The following is an 18,894-nucleotide window of genomic DNA, read 5'->3' as shown; positions in this document are numbered from 1 at the left end:
TATTGGTCAGCTCGCAGACCGTTTATTACATGCCGTCCATTACATGCCGTTCATAAAGTCAGCAGGAGGGCTGCGATGCTTCTCATGCAGGTCGCGCATGGCATTGGCGTAATCCAGCAGCAACTGCAGCGACCAGTCGGCGCGGGCGCGGATGCGTTGATCATCCTCACCAGTGACGGTCTCGCCCATCACCGACTCTACATGGCGCACAATCAGGTGGTCCGGCAGATAGCAGAGACGGCAGTTCTTGTAACTCGATGAGCGCATTTCGGCGATCGGATAAGCGCCGCCCTGTCCGCTGGACACCCCTACCAGCAGCGCTGGCTTGTGCGCCAACTCGCGACGTCCGGCGTAGAGAAACAGGTTTTTCAGTGCCGGGCAGGCCATGCCGTGCCATTCAGGAGTGATGACGACCACCGCTTGCGCGGCGCGCAGGCTTTCGGCAAAGCGCGGCCAAGGACTGGAAGCTGACTCCTCTGGCCACAGAGGCAAAGGCTCTGCCGCCAGGTCGATGATGTCGGTTTCGACGTTCAGCTGCTGTAGGCGTTGCGCAAGATACTGCGCAACTCGCCCGCTTTGGCTGTCACTACGATTGGAACCGGCAATCAGGGTAATACGCATACTCATGAAGATACCTCTGTCTGTTGGGTTGCCGGCTTCTTGACGCGTGCCGGTTTACGTACCAACGGCCAGAATAGCTCTTGCTGCCAGCTTGCAGGGCGAATGTTTTCGATGCCGAACTCGGTTGGGCGGCGGCGGGTGATCTTCGCGGTGCCAAACAGGACGTCCCAGAAGAACAGCAGGTTGCCGAAGTTGCCCTTGTAGTTGGTTACGCCGTCTTCGGCGTTCAGGCCGTGATGCGCGGAATGGGTTGATGGGGTTGAAATAGTGCGCTCGACAATCCACATCAGCGGTCGGAGGGCTTTGATCTTATACAACTTGGCATCCCAGGGCACACTGCTGTGGGCACCGAAAATGACGCTCAATTTGATGATCAGGTAAACGAAATACACGTGCGCCAGGCCCATATAGATCAGCATGCCGGACAGCCAGATACCGGGCATCAACAGGTAGTAAAAACTGTTGTTGCGATAGACGATGCGGATGCTCATGTACTTGGCTGAGTGATGTGCGCGGTGCAGGTCGTAAAGCCATGGCACGCGATGCGCCAGACGGTGCCACCAATACTGGGTCATGTCATCCAGCAGCAGGAACAGGGCAAAACCGGCGATCCAGGGAATGCCCGCTAGACTGTCTTTCCACTCTGGCAAAAACAGGCTCATCAAGTACGCAGAGGCGAAGGTAATCGCGGGTACGGTTACGCCCAGCAGCAGGGTAGAGCCGATGGTTTCGAGCAGCGCGTCGCGTCGTTCGCCCTTCGGTTGAAAGAAGCGACCAAGGATCATCTCGAGCAGAATGAAGCCAAAGAAAATACCGGCTACAACTACCGTGGGGTTCAAATTTGTTATTGTTGTTTCCATGCTAACCTCGTTAAGCATTGGGTTTAAGTCAGGACATAACAATGAGAAACCAAATCGGATTGGCCCAACATGCGCAGTGAGGACAAAAATGACGTTGAAGTGGTCAAAACGCCAATTCAGCGCTATCACCATGGCCCGCTTGGTAAAGTGCTGCAGCGCTTTCTGCAGGAGCGAGGAGGCCGGCAGGACTTTGACCTAATCGCGCTGGAACAGTTGTGGCAGCGTGCTGCCCAACATGATCCGGCAATCGGCCTGCACCTTTTTCCATTCTTCACCCGGCAAGATTGGCACGTACTTTCATGCCTAGGTTTTTTTGCGGCAGATGCCGCTCAGTCGCTGGCCAGTTGGGAGCGCTATCAAGTGCTGGCATCCTCGCTGGATTCGATTCGCGGCGTGCACGCCGACGGGATCGCGGGAGTGGCCATGAAAGTTGACGCATCGGCTGACCTGGAGCGGTATATGGTCGAGCACTACATGACCATGGCGACGACGCAGGTCTCCGCTGCATTGGGTACTCAACTGGTGCCTGTTCGAGTATGTCTGCGGCATCCGCGCCCGCGCTACTGGGAGGCATACCGGCCTTTGCTGGGCGAGTATCTAGAATTTTCAGCAGAGGAAAATCAGCTGTGGTTCAGTTGCGAGGATCTGGCGCTGCCGAATCCGGGATCCAATGAGGGCATGTTCGAGGTGGTTTGCTGCGAGCTGGACCGTCGTTTGGTACAGCACAAGCGTCAGGGCGGCATGGCCGGTAGGGTCGCTGAACAGGTGCGTGCGGGCATGCTGGAGGGAGTTCAGGTGACTCTTGAGGATGTCGCCGAGCAATTGCATCTCACGGCCCGCACCTTGCGCCGTCGCCTGCAGGAGCAAGATCTCAACTTCCGGCAGCTCTTGGATCAGGTGCGTGCCGAACTCGATCAATATCTGACCTTGCAGGGGCTCAGTCGTGCACTGGTAGCCGAACGTTTGGGCTACAGTGATACGGCGGCCTATTTGCACGCGCGCAAACGTTGGGTGTTGGACGTCTAGGTTGGCTCGCCGGTTTCCCGCGCCGCGGTTACCAGCGCTTTAAACAATCGCCGCTGCCGGTGCATAAATAGCAAAAATTCCGGATGCCACTGTACGCCAATAACAAAGCGCCGCCCGGGTGCTTCAATGGCTTGGGTAATGTTGTCCAGATCCCGCGCGCTGATTACCAGGCCTTCACCCACCTGATCAATTGCCTGATTGTGCAGGCTGTTGATCTTGCCACGTTCGAGGCCTAGAAGGCGCGCCAGATGGCTGTCGGTCTCCAGGCAGAGAGTTTTCAGTGGCAGAAGGGTGCGACGGTTGGAGGTGAGTTTGCGGCGTGACTTGAGGTCCTGGAACAGGTTGCCGCCACAGCGCACGTTGAGCAATTGCGCGCCGCGGCAGATACCCAGCAGCGGTAGCTCGCGGGCCAGAGCATCGTCGATGATGGCGGATTCCAGCGTATCGCGAGCGGCGTCATACTTAGGCTTCACCTCGGGCTCGGCGGCGTAGAGCACTGGATCGATGTCATGTCCGCCAGTAACGACGACGCCTTGGTATTGCTGCGATTTTTGTTCGTCGCCGGGACGCAGTTGCAAGGGTTCGCCGCCGTAATAACGAATCGCTTGAGCCACCAAAAATCGCGGACCGACAGCGCCCTTGCTTGGGCCGGTAATGACAATAACGGGTTTGCTCATGAGACGTCGGGCAGCCAGTTTTGGATGAGGCGGTCGGGCCAGCTGTCCAGCAGGCGCCCTATGCCTTGACTCAAATAAGCTTGATAGGCGCTGCAGCAACCTTGCAGTCGGCCTTGATCATTGGCGAGCTTTTCTACTTCAAGCCAATCGTTCCAAGCGGGTGTGAGATCCCAGCCGGGCTGATCGATCAGGCAGTCGGGCAATCGGTAATGAAAGGTTGGGCGAGCTTTGATTAGCTCGTCTTGGGTGTATTTCAGCACCCGTGGTTCGTCCAGGTGACGAAATAGTGGAAGCATGTCTAACGCGCGGTTCCGGGTCGGGTTGTGCAGCAGGTAATCATCAATCAGCGTTGGCAGATCGGGCCAATAGTCAGGCGCGGTTACTTTGCGCACATAGGCTCCGGGGAAGGGGTCTACGTAGGTAGTAACGCGGCGGGCGAAGTTGATGCTGGCGCGCTGATTGATCCAGTCGTAAAGGCACAAAAAGGCTTTCAGATAAGTTGTCAGGGTGCGCGCATCAGTAGCCGGCACCTCCGGGTTGAACTGCATGCCGAAGGCGTTGGTTAATCGGTCGGCGGTGCCCTTGGCACCGGATTCGCGCAGTAGTGCGATGAGCTCGTTGATCACGCCTAACCGATCCAGCGGCAGCGGCGGACTGACTAGCTCGTAAGGCACCAGCGTTTCAGCTACCCACATGATGGCATCTTCTGCAGAGCTGATCAGATCCGCAGAAGTAGATGCTTGCGGTCGTTCGGCGCGGCCCATTTTCTTCAGCAGACTGGAATCCAGCTCAACAATCCAGTCGCCGGCAGGATCACCCTTTAGGCTGCGCTCATAGCGACTGGTCTTTTCGGTACTGCAGCCACAATGTTCGGCCACCAACGTCGCTAGCTGATCAAGATCCAGGCCGTTCATTTCCAGCTCCACACCGACTCTGCGCATCGCGCCATCGGCGGTTTTGGTCAGCGGGGGCAGGGTCAGCGCAGGCGGCTCGGGCTGCATAGGAAGGGTTCTCTGCTTCGGTGGTTATTGGCTTTAGCCTAACATGCACTCCTTTACCCTGCTAAGACAGCGACAGCTGCAAGCGTGACCAGTTGGTGTAGAATCCAGACAATAATCTTTCACCCTTGCGTGTTTACCCTTTTTTGACAGGTAGCTTATGAGCAAATTGTCCGAATTTCGTGCGGCTGAGCGTCAGCTAGCCGATCAGTTGGCGCAGTTGGAGAACTTGAAGCAGGATGCTGGCTTAAAGGAAGAGATTGCCTTCAACGATGAATTGAAGGCATTGATCAAGGAATACGGTTTCAGTGCCAAACAAGTGCTGCAGATTATTGAATCGCAGCCGCGCTGAGATGCTTCAGCAGACCGAATTGGAGTCGCATGAAGGATAAATCCAAGGATGGCACTCGTCCCACCGAGGCCCCAGGCAAGCGGGCCTTGATGGAAGCAGCGGTGCGTCTGGCCGCCAGCAGCCGCTGCATCACTAGCCTTGGGCTGCGTGAGTTGGCTCGCGAAGCAGGCCTTAACCCCAATACCTTTTATCGTCACTTTCGTAACATGGAAGATTTGGGTTTGCAGCTGCTGCGTGAGGGCAATGAGCGCCTGCGCGGTCCGCTGCGTGCCTTACGCTCCAATGCTGCGCAGGAGAGTATGGCCGACAGCGCGATTGAACCTTCGCGGGAAGAGATGCAGCGCGGTCGTCGGGTTTCTCAGCAGACCGTAAAACTTTACTTCGATTATATGCTGGAGCATCGCGACACTGTGGTGATCGCGATCCGCGAGCTGCATGGCCCCTCCGAACTGCTGCGCGCCGAACTGCGCAAGCAAATGGATGGCTTTGCTGATGATATGACGGCGGATATTCTGGCGCTGGGGCTGGCGCCAGCCGGGATTTGCCCTGCGCGCATCCAGCAAATAGCCACCCTGCTCAGCCGTAATACGTTCTATTTAGCGCTGGATTACATCGCTGAGCCGGAGCGCCGTGAGGCGATTCTCGAGTTAGCCCAAGAGCAAATCAGTATGTTGTTTGCCGGGGCTTATCTGCTCGATGAAGTAGCCAGGAAAAGAGCGCCATAACCGGTCAAATTCGGCGAATTTACTGTGCCGAAGCTTCCCCGTGATTTCCCTAATGGCGTTCTAATGGCTATCATGTGGTCAGCATTACATTAAAAAAAGCTGCACAGTGTCATCAACCGCCTGGCGGTAAACGCTGCTATGCCAACATCCGCTTTAAATATCATTGGCCTTTTTGGGGCTGTCACTTTCTGCAGTTGCTTCGCTTTTGCGGGACGACTCGCACTCTATTTGCGGTTTTTTTTAACCGTTTCACTTGCACATCGGAGCACTTCAAATGGCGATAGAACCATTGAATGATCACGACCCCTTAAAGGAGCAGGCCAATCATGATGGCATTCCTGCTCCTAGCGGCGAATCAAACCTGATCGACACGGATTACGTCATCGGCCAAGACAACATCTCTGGCAACTTCTTCTTCAACCTGGATATTCACGGCAAGGTTTTCACCATCTCTTCGCTTGCGGTAGTGCTCTTCGTAGTGCTGACGCTGGCGCTGCAGAGCGAGGTGGCACCGCTGTTTTCCGCTTTACGCGATTGGCTCACCGGGAACCTGGCTTGGTTCTTTATTGGTGCTGCCAATATCTTCGTGCTGCTGTGTTTGTTCTTGATCGTCTCACCGCTTGGCAAAGTGCGTCTCGGCGGTATGGACGCAAAGCCTGATTACAATTACCTCGGCTGGTTTTCAATGCTGTTCGCCGCGGGTATGGGTATCGGCTTGATGTTCTACGGCGTATCCGAGCCGATGTCCCACTTCTCATCATCGCTGGGCGGTGTGACTGTGGGTGCAGATGGTTTGCGCACGGATTGGGCGCCATTGAGTGGGGCGGTCGGTGACACTGAAGCCGCGGCGCGTCTCGGCATGGCGGCAACGATTTTCCATTGGGGCCTGCACCCTTGGGCAATCTACGCGGTCGTTGCTCTGGCACTGGCGCTGTTTTCCTTTAACAAAGGCTTACCGCTGACCATTCGTTCAATCTTCTATCCGATCCTCGGGGAACGGATCTGGGGATGGCCGGGCCACATCATCGACATTCTGGCGGTACTGGCCACGCTGTTTGGTCTGGCTACCTCGCTGGGTTTTGGAGCGGAGCAGGCTACAGCCGGACTGCATTACCTATTCGGCTTTAGTACTGGCAACGTGACCAAAGTGTTGCTGATTACCGGGATTACCGGTTTGGCGTTGCTGTCAGTCATCGCGGGCCTGGACAAGGGCGTCAAGCGGCTTTCTGAAATCAACATGGTGCTGGCTATCGTGTTGCTGGGCTTCGTTATTATCGTTGGCCCAACGGTGGCTATCGCTACGGGGTTCTTCGATAACCTGGCGGCCTATGTCACCAATCTGCCTGCGCTGTCTAATCCGATTGGACGTGAGGATGCTAACTTCACCCAGGGCTGGACTGCCTTCTACTGGGCATGGTGGATCAGCTGGTCACCTTTTGTTGGTATGTTTATCGCGCGGGTTAGCCGCGGTCGTACTGTGCGTGAGTTTTTGATTGCTGTGCTGCTGGTGCCTTCATTGGTATCGGTACTTTGGATGACGGCTTTCGGTGGTACTGCTATCGGCCAGTTCGTGACTGATGGCTTTACCGGTGTGCAGGATGCGGCGTTGGAACTGAAGCTGTTTGCCATGCTGGGTGAGCTGCCATTGACGGAGATCACCTCCTTTATCGGCATCGTGCTGGTCATCGTATTCTTTGTGACCTCATCGGATTCGGGCTCCTTGGTGATTGATACCATCACCGCCGGTGGTAAGGTCAATGCACCTGTCCCGCAGCGGATATTTTGGGTCATCAGTGAAGGCGTAGTGGCCATTGCGCTGCTGTTGGGTGGTGGTCTTACCGCGCTACAGGCAATGTCGGTCTCTACGGGTCTGCCATTCACCATTGTGCTATTGGTGGGTTGTATCGCCATCGTTAAAGGCTTGATGAGCGAACCGCGCAAGTAGGTTTCACATCAGGTGAGAAAAAGCCGGGCCCTGGTGGCCCGGCTTTTTTGTGTCAGCTCCACAATCGACTAACTGACACCTGCGGGCTGTAATGCGTGAGCGCCTGGGCTTGCAGTAACTCGGCGGTGGCGATGGCGTCGGTCAAAGCGTGATGCGCTTGGTATAGCGGTAGGTTGTAGCGCAGGCGGCTGTCGGCCAGACGGATCGACTGGTGGCGTTTACCGAACAGGCGTTGAAACCAGCTGGGTTCGCCGTCGCCGCGATGCAGGCGGGCTTCCAGCTCCATGGTGTCGATGACGGGGAATTGTAGCCCTTCACCCAGGTGCTGGCGGCAGGCTTGATCAAGAAAGCCTCGCTCGATGGCGCGGTAATGCACTACCACCAGTTTACCCGCGAGCGCTTCCAGTACGGTTTCGATCACACTGGCCACGCGCGGTGCCTGGTTGATGTCGGAGTGAGTAATGCGGTGGAAGGTAATGGACTCTTCGCTCAGCTCGCTGGTCGGTTTAACCACCTGATATAGCGCGTCACTACACCGAATGCGGTTTAACCGAAACGGCGCCAGCCCCAGGCTAACAATCGCATCGCGGCGTGAGTTCAGGCCGGTAGTCTCGATATCCAATGCGATCAGTGGCGCATCCTCCAAGGGGCAGTCAGCGGCCGGACAACCCGCTTGATAGAACGCCTGCAAGGCCGGATGCTGGGCTTGCCCGGCGAGTTGCGCCAGTTGCCTCGGCCAGTCTGGAGGTACGCTGGCGGGCTGGGGTGCGCCGGGGGTAAAACGGATCATAACGGACGAGTCACGGCCAGGTGGGGGTAGCGGAAGCGCAGAAATTTTTGCGCATTGCTTAACACCTGGAAGGCATCCTTTAGCGCTTGCCGTTCGGCGGGTGAGCTGTTTTCCGGTTCTACGTCGTTGTCGGGTTCTATCGACTCTTCGATGGCCAACGCCTGGTGTCGAATCCGCACCAGCGAGAGAAATTCCAACGCGTAGCGCAGCCGTTCCAGCGCATCGGGCGGCATCAACTTGGTCGCAGAGATGGCATCCAGTCGCTCGAAGGAGTTCTGCGCGCGTGAGCCACAGGCCAGCGCGTGGACGCGGATCAGGTCGGTCAGCGGTGCGGTGCCGCGGCGCTTCAGGTTGATCACGTTTTTGTGTTCGCCATCTTTTTCCATTACAAAGGTGCGGAAGAAGCCTAATGGCGGTGTGCGGTTCAAGGCGTTGCGCGACAGGCTGCCGAGGAATGCTTCGTTGCGGCTGGCTTTCTCGGCAAGCAACTCCTGCAGTTCTTCGACCATCGCCGATTCGCCGTAGACGCTGTCGAGGTCAAAGAAGATGCAGCTGTTGAGCAAGGCCTCGGGCTTGGGATTCTCGATCCAATCGGTGAAGTACTTGCGCCATACCTTGAGTGGCTGGCGCCATTTTGGATTGGTCGCCATGATGCCGCCCTTGCAGTAGGTGTAACCGCAGGCGGCGAGACCGTCACTGACAAAGGTAGCCAGCTTGAAAAAGTAGTCGTCGTGCAGCTTGGGGTCGAAGCTGTCATCCAATACCAGCGCATTGTCCTGGTCGGTTACCACCAACTGCTCATCGCGGGCCATCGAACCCAGTGCCATGAAAGAGTAAGGCACCGGTGGCGGCCCGAACTGGTCTTCGGCCAGCTCTAGTAACCGTTGGCTAAAGCCCCGGCCAATGCCGGACATGGCGCTGCCGATCATGTGCGCGCTGGCTTCATCCCGTGCCATGCGTACAAAGGTGGCCCTTACATCAGGTAGCAGACTTTGCAGCTCGGCCACTGATTGTTTGTTGTAGATGCTACTGACCAGATACAGGCTGCTCTGCGATTCGTACTTGATGATGTCGCTGAGATTGATCAAGCCAATAGGCCGGCGCCGTTGTACTACCGGCAGGTGGTGAATGTTGTTGCGCAGCATGCTGAGCATGGCTTCAAACACGGTGTCGTCGCCCTGTACTGTGATGGGGTTGGGCGACATGATGTCGGCTACTGGAGTGTCCAGTGGCAACCCTTCTGCTAGTACACGGGTACGGAAGTCTCTATCGGTCATGATGCCGACCATGACCGCGTGCTGCTGCTCTGCTACTGGCACTCGCTCGGGGTCGGGCCAGGCCATATGTGGATCGACGACGACCAATGAGGAAACGCTCTGCTCGGTCATCACCCGCGCGGCTTGCTGCACTGTGGTGGTCAGCGGCACTGTGACCGGCAGGCGCGAGATCAACTTACGTACCTTGATCTTCATCAGTTCGCTGGCGCGGCCATTGTCGACAGCGGCCTTTAGGCGCGATTGGCCCTCGGCTTCGACAAAGTCGGCGAAGGTTTCGTGTTGTTCGCAGAGCTGATCGAACAGCACGCCGGGAATGTAATAGAGCAGGGTGTCTTCAATCGCGCGTGCCGGAAAGCGCACGCGATTGTGCCGCAGCAGCCCAAAGTGGCCAAAAACGCCGCCTTCGGTCAGGCGGTTGTAGAGGTCGCCGTTGCGCCGAAAAATATCCACCGCGCCGCTACGGACATAGTGCAGCTCGTGAATCTCTTGGTTGAACGTGAGAATCTCGGTACCGGCCTTGAAGTAGGCGATCTCGACCTGTCGGGCGACGTCATTGAGCACCTCTTCGGGCAGCTCGTCGAATGGCGGAAAGCGACTCAGGTGGTCGCGTATCTCGATCAGTTCAATCTGCATGCGGGTTTCAGCCTGGAGAGTATGGGGTCAGTGTAATGGCTATCGCCGCTTTGGTCAGGTTTGTGGCGGTGTTTGTGCCTGCAATAGGGCTAATTCACTACGTAGAAACTCACGAAATACCCGCACTCGCGCCGGTGCTTCTGCGCCCCCTAGACTGATTGCATACAGACTGCCGCGGCTGACGTGCCATTCAGGTAATACGGGCAGCAAAGCACCACTGGCAAGGCTGCGGGCAGCGACCAAATCTGGCAATGGCCCGATACCGGCACCCGCCAGCAACAACCGCTGGGCGCTGGCGTAGTCGCTGGTGCGGATGCTCGGTTGCAGCAATAGTTCGGTGCTTCGGCCACGGCTGTGGGTCAACTGCAGGCCGGTGGCGCCTACCAGTTCCCGACAGGTGATGACGGAATGATCAGCTAATTGCTGTGGCGTTTGGGGGGCGTCGGTTTGGCGTAGGTAGCCGTGCCCAGCGTAGAGACTAATGGTGAAGCCGCTGAGGACCGAAGCGCGGTAATTCATGTTCGGCAGGTTGCCGGGGGTGGCGCGTAACGCCAAATCAATTCGATTGGCGGCCAGATCCAGCGTGCTGTCGGTGAGTAACAGTTCGACGCTAATTTGCGGATGTAATTCGCGAAAGTGCACCAGCATTGGCGGCAGTATGTCTATACCGATATCCATAGGTGCGGTGATGCGCAGGTGCCCTTGTGGTACGGAGCCAGACTGACGTGCATCGTTGGTTGCCTCAGCCAGCAGCGACAGCGCATCACGTGTTTTCAGGTAAAACGCGGTGCCTTCTTCGGTGGCGCTGACTGCACGCGACGTGCGGGCCAGTAGCGCGGCACCCAAACGTGATTCGAGGCGCGAGATGCGCCGGCTGACGCCGCCTTTAGTTTCTTGCAGCTGGCGCGCGGCCGCCGAAATGCTGCCAAACTCGATGACCGCGCAGAACGCTTGTAAGTCTTCCAGCGCGCCACCGAGGGTTTCTGATTCGTCAACCATGAGTTCCAACCCTGCAGTCTTATGCGTATTCGTAAACGATTATAGGATGTCTTCCAGCAACACAGACAACCTATTTTTCGGCAAATATGCCAGCGGAGAAACATCATGAGTAACCAGAGCATCAATACTACTGTGACCCCGGGCCCAGCCTTTATCGCGCGCTTGGCACCGCTCGGTTACCCGCTGATTCGTATAACCGCGGGTCTGATGCTGATGCCGCATGGTGCGCAAAAGCTGTTCGGCTGGTTTGGCGGCTACGGTCTGCAGGGTACTGGCCAGTTCTTCGGTGAAACCCTAGGCATGCAGCCGGGTGTGCTGTTTGCGCTATTGGCTGGATCGGTGGAGTTTTTTGGTGGTCTGGCGCTGGTGCTTGGTTTGCTGACTCGTCCGGCTGCGTTGGCAGTCACCTTTATGTTGGGTGTCGCGTTAACGGTTCATACGGGCAACGGCTTTTTCTGGACCAGCGGCGGTGTTGAGTACCCCTTACTGTGGGCGCTAACAGCGTTCGGTATTTTCCTGCGCGGCGGTGATCGCTTCTCGCTGGATGCCCGCCTGCGTTTGCCTATCTAAAATCGATTAACAACTGATAAGCGAGGAGTCGAATATGTCTACTCAACTTATGCCGACCGTCTTTCTGCCTCACGGCGCAGGTCCCTGCTTCTTTATGGAGTGGGAGCCTGCTGATACCTGGCAACGCATGGAGACCTGGTTGCGCGAGTTACTGCCAACACTGGGCGTTAAGCCCCGCGCGCTGCTGGTGATCTCTGCCCATTGGGAAGAGCCGGTTTTTACCCTGAACAGCCAGCCCGCTCCTGGGCTGCTGTATGACTACTACGGGTTTCCTGCGCATACTTACCAGTTGCAATGGCCGGCACCGGGAGCACCCGAGCTGGCAACTCAGGTGGCTGGATTGCTTGACGAAGTGGGTTTAGCGGTTGCCACCGATCAACAACGTGGGTTTGATCACGGCGTTTTCATACCCCTTAAGTTGGTCTGCCCACAGGCCGATATTCCCGTATTGCAGCTGTCGTTGCGGGCTGATATGGATGCCGCTGCACACATCGCCTTAGGTCAAGCGCTAGCACCGCTGCGTGAACAGGGTGTACTGATCATCGGTAGTGGCATGAGCTTTCACAACATTTCGTTGATGCGCGCGAATTTGGCCAAATCTAACCCCGCGGGGCAAGTATTCGATGAATGGCTGGCCGAGGCGGTGACCTTGCCTGAGGTTGAGCGCAACCAAGCTCTTACGGACTGGCTGCAGGCGCCCGGCGCACGCTTGGCGCACCCGGATGCTGAACACCTCTTGCCGTTGCATGTGGTTACTGGCGCGGCAGGTGTTGATGTTGGTGTTGTGGCTTTCCGCGAAGTGGTAATGGGGGTGCCGTTGGCGGGGTATGTATTTGGTGGGCACTAGGGTTCGTCATTTGTTGTGCTGAGCTATTTTTCAAGAGCAGTGAATAGGTTCATTGGAGGTTTCGCCTAGGGCCCCCCAACTGCGCGGCCCTGAGGATTTGCTGCGTTGCTCGATCTGCCGGGAGTGTGCGTAAACTCGTCGCGCGGCTTCTCAGGCGGGGACTTTGGGGCCGTGCATTCGGTTGGTTTTGGGGTAAGACTGGAGGTCAAAAATCTGTACGGACTGGAGGAGAGCCCTCCAGTGAGCCAGTTGACTCCAATCCATGATACTCCGCGAGGATGGACTATTTATGACGAGCCAAAGTGCCGATGTGCAACTGCGCGACCCGGGGTTGCAAGCCGCGCTGTGTGCGGCCCAGCGGGTGGTGGTTTTCAGTGGCGCGGGGGTATCGGCGGAAAGCGGTATAGCAACCTTTCGCGATAGCCTGATTGGGCTTTGGCAGAATTTTGACCCCGCTCGACTGGCCACAGTGGCAGCCTTTGAGCAGGACCCGGAACTGGTCTGGGGCTGGTACGAGTGGCGGCGTATGCAAGTATTGGCCGCGCAGCCGAACGCGGCGCATCTGGCCATCGCGGCGTTGGCGAACACTAACCTTGAGTTGACGGTGATTACGCAGAACGTGGATGACCTACACGAGCGTGCGGGCAGTGCCCAGGTGTTGCACCTGCACGGGAGCTTGCATCAGCCGCGGTGCCATGCGTGTGGGGAGGCGCACCGATTGCCGCCTGAGGCGCCTCGCGAGCCGACCGGTGGGCGTCGGTTGTCGCCGCCGATCTGTGCGCACTGTGCCGGCATGGTGCGTCCAGGCGTTGTCTGGTTTGGTGAGGCTTTACCGGAGCACAGCTTGCAGCAAGCGTTTGAGACTGCTGCGGACTGTGATCTGTTACTGTCGGTGGGCACCTCAGGTGTGGTTTACCCTGCGGCTCAAGTCCCGGAAATCGCGCTGCGCTCGGGAGCTGCGGTTATTCATATCAATCCGCAACGTCAACTGCTAGGTATCGGTAGGGAATGGGCGCTGGCAGGGCCGGCAGCCGAGTGGATGCCGAGACTGGTCAAAACGTTGTTGAGCAGGTGAGCCCTCGAATGTGCGCCTTCAGCTACTCTGCGCTGTGTAAGACTCCAATGAGATACCCATGAAACCAATTGTATTGTCCGTGTTTAATCTGGCCTTCAGGCCTTTCTTTCTGCTTGGCAGTTTACTGGCCCTGCTCGGCGTGGCGCTTTGGGTATCGGCGCTCAGCGGTCATCCCTTAGGTGATCAGCCAGTGGGTGGCTGGCTGGTGTGGCATCAGCACGAACTGGTTTTTGGTTTCACCGGCGCCATCATCGGTGGCTTCCTGTTAACCGCGGTACAAAGCTGGACGGGTCGACCGGGGCTAGCCGGCTTCCCTTTAGCGTTGCTGGTCCTGTTGTGGTTGCTGGGTCGTATAAGCTGGTTTCAATCAATCCCGCCGGTGTTGTTGCTGGTGCTTAATCTGTCGTTTTTGCTGGGCGTGGCGGTAGTCATGGCCCGCATGTTGTGGGCGGTCCGACAGGCGCGTAATTATCCAATTGTGCTGGTGTTGCTGCTCCTAACCGGCGTGCAAGGTATGCAGCTATACGGCGTCGCTAGTGGCGATTATGCATTGGCACAACGTGCTGTGCTGGCGGCTATCTGGCTAGTGGCGGCAATGATGGGTTTGATTGGCGGGCGGGTAATTCCCTTTTTTACCCAGCGCGGCTTGGGCCATGAGCAGGGCGTTAGTGCGTGGCCTTGGTTGGACTGGGCGCTGCTGTTGGGTAGCGTGTTGGTTGCGGTATTGTTCGCTCTAGGCTTTGCACTGTACCCCCATCCGTTGACCGGCCTGCTATTTGGGCTCCTGGCGGCGGGGCACATGGTGCGTCTGCTGCGCTGGTTTAGTCCGGCGTTACTGCGAGTTCCACTGTTGTGGTCCCTGCATCTGGCCTATGCCTGGATGGTGCTGGCCTTCGCAGGTGCGGCGTTGTGGCAGTGCGGCTGGCTGACGAACTTAAGTACGCTGGTGCATGCGCTGACTGTGGGCGGCATTGGCGGCATGATTCTGGCCATGCTGGCGCGGGTAACACTAGGGCATACGGGACGAGCGCTGACGTTACCGCGCGGCTTTGTCGCGGCGCTGGTGCTGATTAATTTAGCGGCAGTGGTGCGGGTTTTTGGCGTTGATCTTTGGTACTTGCCGTCGCTATGGCTGGCGGCGGTAAGTTGGAGTGCAGCTTTTGGGCTGTATCTGATCGTTTATGGACCAATGCTGCTACGCCCCAGACCAGACGGTAAGGCAGGCTAAACAGGCAGCAGCATGACAGCTGCTGCCTGTGCAAATAACTCAAACGTAGGACTGATTGCCAAAACCACGCGGCAGCCGCTGCGGGCCCTTGATCTCTGCCAAACGGTTGCTCCACGCGGCACGCCAAGCGCTGGAATGTGTGTGCTCGTTTTTGCGTGCAGCTCTGCGCGCGGCGTTACGTTGGTCTTTACGTGCTTGCTTGTACACGTCGGTATTACGGCAGTTGCGGCATTTGACCTTGTTCAGAGTGGTGCTGCTTGTGAGGTCGCCTTCGCGGCCACAGGCAAGATGTCCGTCGTGCATGAAATGCGTAATCATGGGTACTTCTCCTTGTTATTGACTGTGGAGCCGACAGCGCGTGCACATGGATTCGGCACTTTTCTGTGGCACTGTTGATATGGACCTGCGCGCTTCGCTTAGGTTCGCAGAGGTGGCGTTTAATGAGACCTGTGCAACAAAAAACCGGCCTATAAATGCGGGCCGGTTTTTGTTGTTGCCGATGGGTTAAAGCCGTTTGGCGTTACTCTGCCGCAGGCTCGATCTCTTGGTAGTAACCGACCGCTACCAGATAATCACCCACCTTGCGGATCAGCGTTTCTTTCTCCTCGGTTTTACCCGTTACCGGATTAGGCCACTCGTAAGTCACTGAGTTTTCGCCGGCTTCGGCGGCATCGATCAGCTTCTGACCCACGCGGATACCGTCCTGGTTTTTCATGTCCGGAAAGTGGATGCCGATCAGGCGACGGTTGTAGCCGTGTGCGACCATGGTTTGGCTGTCGAGGTCAGCTACGAAGACGTACAAATCATCGCGGTTGAACTCAGGATCCAGACGGTTGACGCGCTCTATGGTGCCTTTGGCATCGGTTTGTACTGCTTGGGCAGCGTCGTCCAGCAGTTGTTCGGCGGCAGCTGGGCTGGAGCGGTTGACGAAATAACCCACAGCGAATGACTTGTCGTCATACAGTTGATAATAAACGCGCTTGCGCTCGACCTTGCCGTCACGCCAGTTTTTCCAGCGGTACTCGTCGCTGTGGATCTGCTCTGAATCTGGCTGTTGCAGTGCAGTGGCCAAATGCTGCTTCAGCTCATCATCCAGCAGCGGTGAAATATCACGGCCGATCAAGGCGGCAGAAGGGCCGCCGGCGGCGAGCATGTGGCCTTCGCGATCCATGACGTAGACGTACAAATCACCATCGGTAAACTCGCCCTGACGACTAAATTTGGCGAAGGCGGTATTGCCTTCCTCTTTGTAAAGGTCGACGGCTTTGTGCAGCAACGCCGAGGCGCGGGCAGCTTCTTCTTCGTAGCCGGGGGCAACCGACGTATCTGCCATGCTGGTGGTAGATAGCAATGACAGCAGAGCCATCGCAGCAAGCAGGGCGGGGGTAAATAATTTCATATGCATTCCTCTGCGGGATTTGAACGTCTTGTTGGACGCATAGATACGCGTCCCTGTTCCAGCTTAGGAGTATACCCAGCTCTGTCTAGGGTCTGTTGACGTTTCATCGTAACCGCTCTGGCTGGGGCCAATTCGTCTTGGGTCGTGACGGCATAACAGCAGGTCCCGATGGCTGCCGTTATGCGCTGGAGCAATACCTTCTGGAATTAGAGGTAAATCCGCTGCATCACTTTCTCGTGTTCACGCAGTAGAGTGGGAATCTGATGATCGATCAGACGTCCCTCGGCCACCCGCATACGGCCATTGACCCAACTGTGACTGGTGGTGAAAGGGCCACACATGATGAGTGCGGCAAGTGGGTCACGCTGGGTGCCTGCAAAAGACAGGTGCTCGGTGCTCACGGCAATGATGTCTGCGCTCATGCCGGCAGCCAGATAACCGATGTCATCCCGCCCGAGCAATCTAGCACCGCCACGGGTGGCCATTTCCAGCGCTTCGCGGGCCGATAGCGCGCCCGGATCGCCACCGAAACCGCCGCGCCCACCGGGTGCTTCCGAGCCGTAGCGCGCGGGCGCAACGCGCTGGAGCAACTGGGCCAAACGAGCCTCCAGAAAAAGATTGCTGGAGTCATTGGATGCGGAGCCGTCCACGCCCAGGCCCACCGGTACGCCGGCATCGAGCATCTGTCGTACTTTGGCGATGCCCTGACCGCAACGCATATTGGCGCTTGGGCAATGGGTAACGCCGGTTCCGGTTTGTGCAAAGAGGGCAATCTCGGCGTCATCCAGAAAAATGCCATGCGCGAACCAAACGTCGTCGCCAATCCAATCGACCGATTCGGCGAAGGCAACCGAGCGCATACCGTAGATCTGCTGGCAGTACTCCTCTTCGTCCAGCTCTTCCGCCAGATGCGAATGCAGGCGCACGCCAGGGTACTTGCGCGCCAGTTGCGCGGCGTCCTTCATCAGTCCGGGGGTAACCGAGAACGGGGAACAGGGCGCTAGGGTGATGCGCAGCATCGATTGCGCTGCCGGGTCGTGATAGCGCTGAATCAGGCGTTCAGCGTCACGCAGTATGTCTTCTTCTTTCTCCACGCAGTTATCCGGCGGCAGCCCTCCCTGACTCTGGCCGCGTGACATGGCGCCGCGCGAAGCGTGGAAGCGAATACCCATTTCGTCTGCTGCGGCGATTTGACTATCGAGTGTCGAGCCGTTGGGCAACATGTACAAGTGATCGGCAGCGGTGGTGCAACCGGATAGCAGCAACTCAGCCATGGCGACCTTACTGCTGACGTGGATAGCATCGTCGTCGAGCTTGGCCCAGATCGGGTACAGCGTATTCAGCCAGGTAAACAGCTCGTCATCCTGCGCCATCACACGAGTGAGGTTCTGATACATGTGGTGGTGGGTATTGACCATGCCGGGCATCACCACGTGGCCGCGCAAATCGTGTGTCTGCGTGACGGCGACATCCGGTTTGTCGGCGCTGGCGCCAACCCAGAGGATGGTGGTGCCGTCGATCAGGATGGCGCCATCGCGGATCTCGCGGCGCTGATCGTCAAAGGTGGCGAGGTAATCGATATGGTCGAGTAGTTGAATGCTCATGGCTGTGCCTTGTTCAGTGCCAGCCGGCGTGGCTGGCATGCAGTCGTATCCGCCAGCGCGTGGGCGATGGCGGTGCAGAGGTTGTTCAAGTTGGGTGCGTTACGAGGCTGCAGGTCAGCTGAGCTGAAAGGGGAAGGCGGTTTCCTGCCAATGCGGCACATAGCACGCCTGCCAGGCCGCGCGGCGCAGGCGGTCGGCGTTGGCATTAAGCAGAGTGCTCAGGGAGGAAGTCATGTTACTGGGAGTCCGATTAGTTCATGGGGTGCTAGGCAGCAGAAAATAAACAGCAAGGGTTATGCCAGCGTGGGAGTACGTGACGGCAAGATCACCCGCATGGATGTGTGGAACTACAGCGCCGAGTGGATACTCGCTCCTGAGGTCGCGAAGCCCTGAGCCGTTAGGGTTGGCGTGCGATGTGCGTCGGCGATAAATGCTCGGGTAGGTCGCCAAAAGCGCTAGGCGTAACGCCGAGGTGCTTGCGAAAGGCAGCAATGAAGGCCGAGGTGGAATCGTAGCCGCAGGCCAATGCCACGTCTGTTACCCGCTCGCCTTGCTGCAAGAGGGGTAGGGCGCTGAGTAACCGCAGGCGCTGGCGCCAGGCGCGAAAGCTGAGGCCGGTATGTTGCTGGAATAAGCGGGTTAATGTCTTTTCTGACAGCCTCAGTTGATCTGCCCAGTCGCCCAGCTTCTGCGGCAGATCGGGGGTTTGATACAGCGCTTCGCAGAGTGGTTGCAGACGCGGATCGGCCGGCCAGGGTAGATACAACCCGGTTTCTGCGGCGGCTTGCAGTTGGTCCAGTAGTACGCAGACCAGACGACCGTCGGCACTCTGCTCATCGTACTCGGCGGGCAAGCCGCCAAACTGGCTGATCAACTCACGGGTCAACGGGTTGATTTCCAGTACTTTGCAATGGCTGGCTGCCCAGGGGATGGCGCTGCGTTCAATATACAGGCTGCGCATTTCGGTGGCGGGCGAGCTGATGACCGCGTGCGGCAAATCGGGTGGTACGAGGATTGCTCGTTGCGGTGGTGCAATAAAACGCCCGCGTTCGGTATGCACCGAAAGCACCCCACGAATGGCGTAAGACAATTGCGCCCAAGGATGGCTGTGCCACTCCGTTGCCGCGCTGCGCGGCAACGACTCTACGCGGGCATAGAGCGGCCTCGGTAAGCTGCCTAGGGTAGGTACGGCACGATGGATTGGCAGGCTTTGTCCGTTTCTCGACATTGTGTGGTCAGATCGCGTTAGTCGGTCGTTGAGGTACACA

Annotated in this window: 19 protein-coding genes; 8 read left to right on the top strand and 11 right to left on the bottom strand. The window is 57.5% G+C overall.

Annotated features, from left to right (window positions below; translation table 11 throughout):
- Nucleotides 1-39: 39 nt before the first annotated feature.
- Both AC1XYH_RS14665 and AC1XYH_RS14660 read right to left on the bottom strand, forming a co-directional pair.
- Nucleotides 40-627, bottom strand: a complete 588-nt coding sequence (locus AC1XYH_RS14665) for an NADPH-dependent FMN reductase (protein ID WP_483323882.1) — start codon at nucleotides 625-627, stop codon at nucleotides 40-42.
- Nucleotides 624-1,481 carry a sterol desaturase family protein gene (locus AC1XYH_RS14660; RefSeq protein WP_483323881.1) on the bottom strand — a complete coding sequence of 286 codons (858 nt, stop codon included), beginning with the start codon at nucleotides 1,479-1,481 and terminating at the stop codon, nucleotides 624-626. The genes AC1XYH_RS14665 and AC1XYH_RS14660 overlap by 4 nt, the downstream gene beginning before the upstream one ends.
- Nucleotides 1,482-1,550: 69 nt before the next feature.
- On the opposite strand from AC1XYH_RS14660, the gene AC1XYH_RS14655 reads away from it, so the two are divergent.
- Nucleotides 1,551-2,507, top strand: a complete 957-nt coding sequence (locus tag AC1XYH_RS14655) for an AraC family transcriptional regulator ligand-binding domain-containing protein (RefSeq protein WP_483323880.1) — start codon at nucleotides 1,551-1,553, stop codon at nucleotides 2,505-2,507.
- Here the strand turns inward: AC1XYH_RS14655 and AC1XYH_RS14650 are convergent.
- Together AC1XYH_RS14650 and AC1XYH_RS14645 are read right to left on the bottom strand one after the other, a co-directional pair.
- Nucleotides 2,504-3,184: a gamma-glutamyl-gamma-aminobutyrate hydrolase family protein gene (locus AC1XYH_RS14650; protein WP_483323879.1), complete on the bottom strand. Its 681-nt coding sequence runs from the start codon at nucleotides 3,182-3,184 to the stop codon at nucleotides 2,504-2,506. The two genes, AC1XYH_RS14655 and AC1XYH_RS14650, sit on opposite strands and share 4 nt — an antisense overlap.
- The gene (locus tag AC1XYH_RS14645) at nucleotides 3,181-4,185 is read right to left on the bottom strand and encodes an amidoligase family protein (RefSeq protein ID WP_483323878.1); all 1,005 of its coding nucleotides are present in this window, start codon (nucleotides 4,183-4,185) and stop codon (nucleotides 3,181-3,183) included. Before AC1XYH_RS14645 ends, AC1XYH_RS14650 begins: the two co-directional genes overlap by 4 nt.
- A gap of 157 nt (nucleotides 4,186-4,342) precedes the next feature.
- On the opposite strand from AC1XYH_RS14645, the gene AC1XYH_RS14640 reads away from it, so the two are divergent.
- The 3 genes from AC1XYH_RS14640 to AC1XYH_RS14630 all read left to right on the top strand — a co-directional run bounded on the left by AC1XYH_RS14640 (nucleotide 4,343) and on the right by AC1XYH_RS14630 (nucleotide 7,204).
- Nucleotides 4,343-4,534, top strand: a complete 192-nt coding sequence (locus AC1XYH_RS14640; protein ID WP_483323877.1) for a hypothetical protein — start codon at nucleotides 4,343-4,345, stop codon at nucleotides 4,532-4,534.
- Between the two features lie 29 nt (nucleotides 4,535-4,563).
- Complete coding sequence (locus tag AC1XYH_RS14635; protein ID WP_483323876.1) at nucleotides 4,564-5,259, top strand: TetR family transcriptional regulator; 696 nt, start codon at nucleotides 4,564-4,566, stop codon at nucleotides 5,257-5,259.
- A gap of 274 nt (nucleotides 5,260-5,533) precedes the next feature.
- Complete coding sequence (locus AC1XYH_RS14630) at nucleotides 5,534-7,204, top strand: BCCT family transporter (RefSeq protein WP_483323875.1); 1,671 nt, start codon at nucleotides 5,534-5,536, stop codon at nucleotides 7,202-7,204.
- Between the two features lie 52 nt (nucleotides 7,205-7,256).
- Here AC1XYH_RS14630 and AC1XYH_RS14625 read toward each other — a convergent pair whose 3' ends face one another.
- Genes AC1XYH_RS14625 through AC1XYH_RS14615 form a run of 3 tightly spaced genes read right to left on the bottom strand, consistent with a single transcriptional unit; the run spans nucleotide 7,257 to nucleotide 10,903 of the window.
- Nucleotides 7,257-7,994, bottom strand: coding sequence for a 3'-5' exonuclease (locus AC1XYH_RS14625; RefSeq protein WP_483323874.1), 738 nt, complete (start codon nucleotides 7,992-7,994; stop codon nucleotides 7,257-7,259).
- Nucleotides 7,991-9,904, bottom strand: a complete 1,914-nt coding sequence (locus tag AC1XYH_RS14620) for a DUF294 nucleotidyltransferase-like domain-containing protein (protein ID WP_483323873.1) — start codon at nucleotides 9,902-9,904, stop codon at nucleotides 7,991-7,993. Before AC1XYH_RS14620 ends, AC1XYH_RS14625 begins: the two co-directional genes overlap by 4 nt.
- 54 nt (nucleotides 9,905-9,958) lie before the next feature.
- Nucleotides 9,959-10,903, bottom strand: a complete 945-nt coding sequence (locus tag AC1XYH_RS14615) for a LysR family transcriptional regulator (protein ID WP_483323872.1) — start codon at nucleotides 10,901-10,903, stop codon at nucleotides 9,959-9,961.
- A gap of 105 nt (nucleotides 10,904-11,008) precedes the next feature.
- On the opposite strand from AC1XYH_RS14615, the gene AC1XYH_RS14610 reads away from it, so the two are divergent.
- The 4 genes from AC1XYH_RS14610 (at nucleotide 11,009) to AC1XYH_RS14595 (ending at nucleotide 14,623) form a co-directional block, all read left to right on the top strand.
- Complete coding sequence (locus AC1XYH_RS14610) at nucleotides 11,009-11,473, top strand: DoxX family protein (protein ID WP_483323871.1); 465 nt, start codon at nucleotides 11,009-11,011, stop codon at nucleotides 11,471-11,473.
- 34 nt (nucleotides 11,474-11,507) lie between these two features.
- Nucleotides 11,508-12,320 (top strand): DODA-type extradiol aromatic ring-opening family dioxygenase, encoded by an 813-nt coding sequence (locus AC1XYH_RS14605; RefSeq protein WP_483323870.1) that lies wholly within the window; start codon nucleotides 11,508-11,510, stop codon nucleotides 12,318-12,320.
- 289 nt (nucleotides 12,321-12,609) lie between these two features.
- Nucleotides 12,610-13,395 (top strand): SIR2 family NAD-dependent protein deacylase, encoded by a 786-nt coding sequence (locus tag AC1XYH_RS14600; protein ID WP_483323869.1) that lies wholly within the window; start codon nucleotides 12,610-12,612, stop codon nucleotides 13,393-13,395.
- Nucleotides 13,396-13,453: 58 nt separating this feature from the next.
- A complete protein-coding gene (locus AC1XYH_RS14595; protein ID WP_483323868.1) occupies nucleotides 13,454-14,623 on the top strand; it encodes an NnrS family protein in 1,170 nt (389 codons plus the stop codon).
- A gap of 39 nt (nucleotides 14,624-14,662) precedes the next feature.
- On the opposite strand, the gene AC1XYH_RS14590 is transcribed toward AC1XYH_RS14595, so the two are convergent.
- The 4 genes from AC1XYH_RS14590 to AC1XYH_RS14575 all read right to left on the bottom strand — a co-directional run bounded on the left by AC1XYH_RS14590 (nucleotide 14,663) and on the right by AC1XYH_RS14575 (nucleotide 18,854).
- Nucleotides 14,663-14,941, bottom strand: coding sequence for a hypothetical protein (locus AC1XYH_RS14590; RefSeq protein WP_483323867.1), 279 nt, complete (start codon nucleotides 14,939-14,941; stop codon nucleotides 14,663-14,665).
- A gap of 202 nt (nucleotides 14,942-15,143) precedes the next feature.
- Nucleotides 15,144-16,022, bottom strand: coding sequence for a cache domain-containing protein (locus AC1XYH_RS14585; RefSeq protein WP_483323866.1), 879 nt, complete (start codon nucleotides 16,020-16,022; stop codon nucleotides 15,144-15,146).
- Between the two features lie 206 nt (nucleotides 16,023-16,228).
- Nucleotides 16,229-17,665, bottom strand: a complete 1,437-nt coding sequence (locus AC1XYH_RS14580; RefSeq protein ID WP_483323865.1) for an 8-oxoguanine deaminase — start codon at nucleotides 17,663-17,665, stop codon at nucleotides 16,229-16,231.
- Nucleotides 17,666-18,023: 358 nt separating this feature from the next.
- Complete coding sequence (locus AC1XYH_RS14575; RefSeq protein WP_483323864.1) at nucleotides 18,024-18,854, bottom strand: AraC family transcriptional regulator; 831 nt, start codon at nucleotides 18,852-18,854, stop codon at nucleotides 18,024-18,026.
- Nucleotides 18,855-18,894: the final 40 nt, after the last annotated feature.

The sequence above is a fragment of the Pseudomonas sp. GW-45 genome, assembly GCF_056896675.1.
This window is presented reverse-complemented; position numbering and strand designations above follow the sequence as displayed.